The organism is Facklamia sp. P12945 (assembly GCF_050409485.1).
Lineage (GTDB): Bacteria > Bacillota > Bacilli > Lactobacillales > Aerococcaceae > Facklamia.
Map to the genome: position 1 here is coordinate 1 of NZ_JBNUPJ010000037.1, position 5135 is coordinate 5135.

At 50.2% G+C, this 5135-nt stretch carries 1 tRNA gene and 3 rRNA genes; all 4 read right to left on the reverse strand.

The window, feature by feature from the left end:
- Position 1: 1 nt before the first annotated feature.
- The 4 genes from ACQV2X_RS08420 to ACQV2X_RS08435 all read right to left on the reverse strand — a co-directional run bounded on the left by ACQV2X_RS08420 (position 2) and on the right by ACQV2X_RS08435 (position 4950).
- A tRNA-Asn gene (locus tag ACQV2X_RS08420) sits at positions 2-74 on the reverse strand.
- An 18-nt stretch (positions 75-92) separates the two neighbouring features.
- A 5S ribosomal RNA gene (gene rrf / locus ACQV2X_RS08425) occupies positions 93-208 on the reverse strand.
- A gap of 78 nt (positions 209-286) precedes the next feature.
- Positions 287-3164 (reverse strand): 23S ribosomal RNA (locus tag ACQV2X_RS08430).
- 238 nt (positions 3165-3402) lie between these two features.
- Positions 3403-4950 (reverse strand): 16S ribosomal RNA (locus tag ACQV2X_RS08435).
- The 16S, 23S and 5S rRNA genes sit together here with 1 tRNA gene alongside, the layout of an rRNA operon.
- Between the last annotated feature and the right edge of the window lie 185 nt (positions 4951-5135).

Consider the following 5135-nt stretch of genomic DNA (forward strand, 5'->3'; position numbering starts at 1 on the left):
ACTCCGCCAGTAGGGCTCGAACCTACGACATCATGATTAACAGTCATGCGCTCTGCCAGCTGAGCTATGGCGGAATAACTTTGATATGACACGCGTGGCAACGTCCTACTCTCACAAGACCAAAGGTCCAACTACCATCGGCGCTAAGAAGCTTAACTGCTGTGTTCGGCATGGGTACAGGTGTGTCCTTCTTGCCATCATCACCACACAGTGTCATCTCATCGTTATCTTGAGCAATCTCTCAATCACTCAAAACTGAATACACCTCTACTTACCTTGAAATCTCATGGTTAAGTCCTCGACCGATTAGTACTAGTCCGCTCCATATATCGCTATACTTCCACTTCTAGCCTATCTACCTGATCGTCTCTCAGGGGTCTTACTTCTTGCGAATGGGAAATCTCATCTTGAAGCTGGCTTCCCGCTTAGATGCTTTCAGCGGTTATCCATCCCACACATAGCTACCCAGCAATGCTCCTGGCGGAACAACTGGTACACCAGCGGTGTGTCCATCCCGGTCCTCTCGTACTAAGGACAGCTCTTCTCAAATTTCCTACGCCCGCGACGGATAGGGACCGAACTGTCTCACGACGTTCTGAACCCAGCTCGCGTACCGCTTTAATGGGCGAACAGCCCAACCCTTGGGACCGACTTCAGCCCCAGGATGCGATGAGCCGACATCGAGGTGCCAAACCTCCCCGTCGATGTGAACTCTTGGGGGAGATAAGCCTGTTATCCCCAGGGTAGCTTTTATCCGTTGAGCGATGGCCCTTCCATGCGGTACCACCGGATCACTAAGCCCGACTTTCGTCCCTGCTCGACTTGTTGGTCTCGCAGTCAAGCTCCCTTCTGCCTTTGCACTCTACGAATGATTTCCAACCATTCTGAGGGAACCTTTGGGCGCCTCCGTTACTCTTTAGGAGGCGACCGCCCCAGTCAAACTGCCCACCTGACACTGTCTTCCGTGTTCTTCACGCGAGTTAGAGGGTTCATATTACAAGGGTAGTATCCCACCAACGTCTCCTTGCATACTGGCGTACACAGCTCTTTGACTCCTACCTATCCTGTACATGTCACACAAACACTCAATATCAAGTTGCAGTAAAGCTCCATGGGGTCTTTCCGTCCTGTCGCGGGTAACCTGCATCTTCACAGGTACTATAATTTCACCGAGTCTCTCGTTGAGACAGTGCCCAGATCGTTACGCCTTTCGTGCGGGTCGGAACTTACCCGACAAGGAATTTCGCTACCTTAGGACCGTTATAGTTACGGCCGCCGTTTACTGGGGCTTCAATTCGCACCTTCGCTTGCGCTAAGCGCTCCTCTTAACCTTCCAGCACCGGGCAGGCGTCAGCTCCTATACGTCATCTTGCGATTTAGCAGAAACCTGTGTTTTTGATAAACAGTCGCCTGGGCCTATTCACTGCGGCTGACTTGCGTCAGCACCCCTTCTCCCGAAGTTACGGGGTCATTTTGCCGAGTTCCTTAACGAGAGTTCTCTCGCTCACCTTAGTGTTCTCCACTTGACTACCTGTGTCGGTTTGCGGTACGGGTTGGTTATACTAGCTAGAAGCTTTTCTCGACAGTTTGATTATCCACCTTCGCTACTATTATTTCGCTCCAGGTCACAACTCATCATTAATCGTAAGCATTTGACTCACCATCTCACTCGTTGCTTCTACAGACATTTCCATCAGTCTGCGTGGATTTACCTCCTGTGTCCCTCCATTGCTTAAATCGTATTTCCCAAGTACAGGAATCTCTACCTGTTGTCCATCGCATACGCCGTTCGGCTTTTGCTTAGGTCCCGACTAACCCAGGGAGGACGAGCCTTCCCCTGGAAACCTTAGTCAATCGGTGGACGGGATTCTCACCCGTCTTTCGCTACTCATACCGGCATTCTCACTTCTATGCGCTCCACTGCTCCTTACGGTACAGCTTCGCCGCACATAGAACGCTCTCCTACCACTCTAATAAATTAGAATCCACAGCTTCGGTGGACTGTTTAGCCCCGGTACATTTTCGGCGCAGGGTCACTCGACTAGTGAGCTATTACGCACTCTTTAAATGATGGCTGCTTCTAAGCCAACATCCTAGCTGTCTAGGCAACCCCACATCCTTTTCCACTTAACAGTTACTTTGGGACCTTAGCTGGTGGTCTGGGCTGTTTCCCTTTCGACTACGGATCTTATCACTCGCAGTCTGACTCCCAGAGATGAGTTTGTGGCATTCGGAGTTTATCTAGATTCGGTAACCCGAAAGGGCCCCTAGTCCAAACAGTGCTCTACCTCCACATCTCTTACTCTGAGGCTATACCTAAATATATTTCGGAGAGAACCAGCTATCTCCAGGTTCGATTGGAATTTCTCCGCTACCCACACGTCATCTCCACACTTTTCAACGTATGTGAGTTCGGTCCTCCAGTGCGTCTTACCACACCTTCAACCTGCACATGGGTAGGTCACCTGGTTTCGGGTCGACGACACCTGACTAACGCCCTATTCAGACTCGCTTTCGCTACGGCTCCGTATCTTCTACTTAACCTTGCCAACTATCGTCACTCGCCGGTTCATTCTACAAAAGGCACGCCATCACCCCTTAACGGGCTCTGACTACTTGTAAGCACACGGTTTCAGGTACTCTTTCACTCCCCTTCCGGGGTGCTTTTCACCTTTCCCTCACGGTACTGGTTCACTATCGGTCACTAGGGAGTATTTAGCCTTACCAGATGGTCCTGGTGGATTCCGACGGGATTTCTCGTGTCCCGCCGTACTCAGGATACTCCTGAGCCAGTTGATCTTTCGCATACGGGGGTCTCACCCTCTCTGCCGCCCCTTCCCATGGGCTTCTACTAAATCGTCTGGTCTCGTAGTGGAGTCCTACAACCCCAACGTGCATGCACGCTGGTTTGGGCTCTTCCCCGTTCGCTCGCCGCTACTTAGGGAATCATTCTTATTTTCTTTTCCTGCAGGTACTTAGATGTTTCAGTTCTCTGCGTCTACCTTCCTTGCGGATAATGATCTTCTACAATCATTGGGTTCCCCCATTCGGAAATCTCCGGTTCTTAGCGTACTTACCGCTCCCCGAAGCATATCGCTGTTCGTCGCGTCCTTCATCGGCTCCTAGTGCCAAGGCATTCACCGTGCGCCCTTTATTGCTTAACCACAATATTTTCGCTTATTTTTTAACTCTATGATGTTACTCATAGACTCGGTCAATTTCTCGGTTCATTATATCTTTTTTTTAAGAAATAATGTGATTGTCATACCTCGCATCGAGAATATGATCAATCTTGTTTGGTGTATTCAGTTTTCAATGATCGATTGAGTTGCTTCATAAAGAAGCTCACTCAAAACTAAACAAAGACAGTAACCTTTCGTGTAGGTTCCAACTACTCCTTAGAAAGGAGGTGATCCAGCCGCACCTTCCGATACGGCTACCTTGTTACGACTTCACCCCAATCATCTATCCCACCTTCGACGGCTCCCTCTATAAGTTAGGCCACCGGCTTCGGGTGTTACAAACTCTCGTGGTGTGACGGGCGGTGTGTACAAGACCCGGGAACGTATTCACCGCGGCGTGCTGATCCGCGATTACTAGCGATTCCGGCTTCATGCTCTCGAGTTGCAGAGAACAATCCGAACTGAGAATGGCTTTCAGAGATTCGCTTACCCTCGCGAGTTCGCTGCTCGTTGTACCATCCATTGTAGCACGTGTGTAGCCCAGGTCATAAGGGGCATGATGATTTGACGTCATCCCCACCTTCCTCCGGTTTGTCACCGGCAGTCTCACTAGAGTCCCCAACTGAATGCTGGCAACTAATGATAGGGGTTGCGCTCGTTGCGGGACTTAACCCAACATCTCACGACACGAGCTGACGACAACCATGCACCACCTGTCTTGCTGTCTTGTAGGACTTCACCTATCTCTAGGCTATGCAGCAGATGTCAAGACCTGGTAAGGTTCTTCGCGTTGCTTCGAATTAAACCACATGCTCCACCGCTTGTGCGGGTCCCCGTCAATTCCTTTGAGTTTCAGTCTTGCGACCGTACTCCCCAGGCGGAGTGCTTATTGCGTTAACTCCAGCACTGAAGGGTGGAAACCCTCCAACACTTAGCACTCATCGTTTACGGCGTGGACTACCAGGGTATCTAATCCTGTTTGCTCCCCACGCTTTCGAGCCTCAGCGTCAGTTATAGACCAGAAAGTCGCCTTCGCCACTGGTGTTCCTCCATATATCTACGCATTTCACCGCTACACATGGAATTCCACTTTCCTCTTCTATACTCAAGTGACCCAGTTTCCAATGACCCTCCACGGTTGAGCCGTGGGCTTTCACATCAGACTTAAGTCACCGCCTGCGCTCCCTTTACGCCCAATAAATCCGGACAACGCTTGCCACCTACGTATTACCGCGGCTGCTGGCACGTAGTTAGCCGTGGCTTTCTGGTTAGATACCGTCACTCCGAATGCAGTTACTCATTCGGTCGTTCTTCTCTAACAACAGTGCTTTACGATCCGAAGACCTTCTTCACACACGCGGCGTTGCTCCGTCAGACTTGCGTCCATTGCGGAAGATTCCCTACTGCTGCCTCCCGTAGGAGTTTGGGCCGTGTCTCAGTCCCAATGTGGCCGATCACCCTCTCAGGTCGGCTATGCATCATGGCCATGGTAGGCTTTTACCCCACCATCTAGCTAATGCACCGCGGAGCCATCCTTCAGTGACAGCCGAAGCCGTCTTTCCTTCGTTGATCATGCGATCTGCGATTCTATGCGGTATTAGTCATCGTTTCCAATGGTTATCCCCCGCTGAAGGGTAGGTTCTCCACGTGTTACTCACCCGTGCGCCACTAACCTTGAAAGAACAAGTTCTCTCGCGGTTCGTTCGACTTGCATGTATTAGGCACGCCGCCAGCGTTCGTCCTGAGCCAGGATCAAACTCTCATGAAAGAATTTGAGCTTTTGCTCATTACTATTACTAGCTATTGATTTTTTTTACTGCTGGTCTGCAGTATGTCTCGAATTATATTCGGTTGTTTCTATCCGGTTTAACGAATAGACCCTTACACATTTTGGTGTTTGTCTTTGTTCAGTTTTCAATGAGCTTCGCTGCCATAAGTGACAACTTCTATATA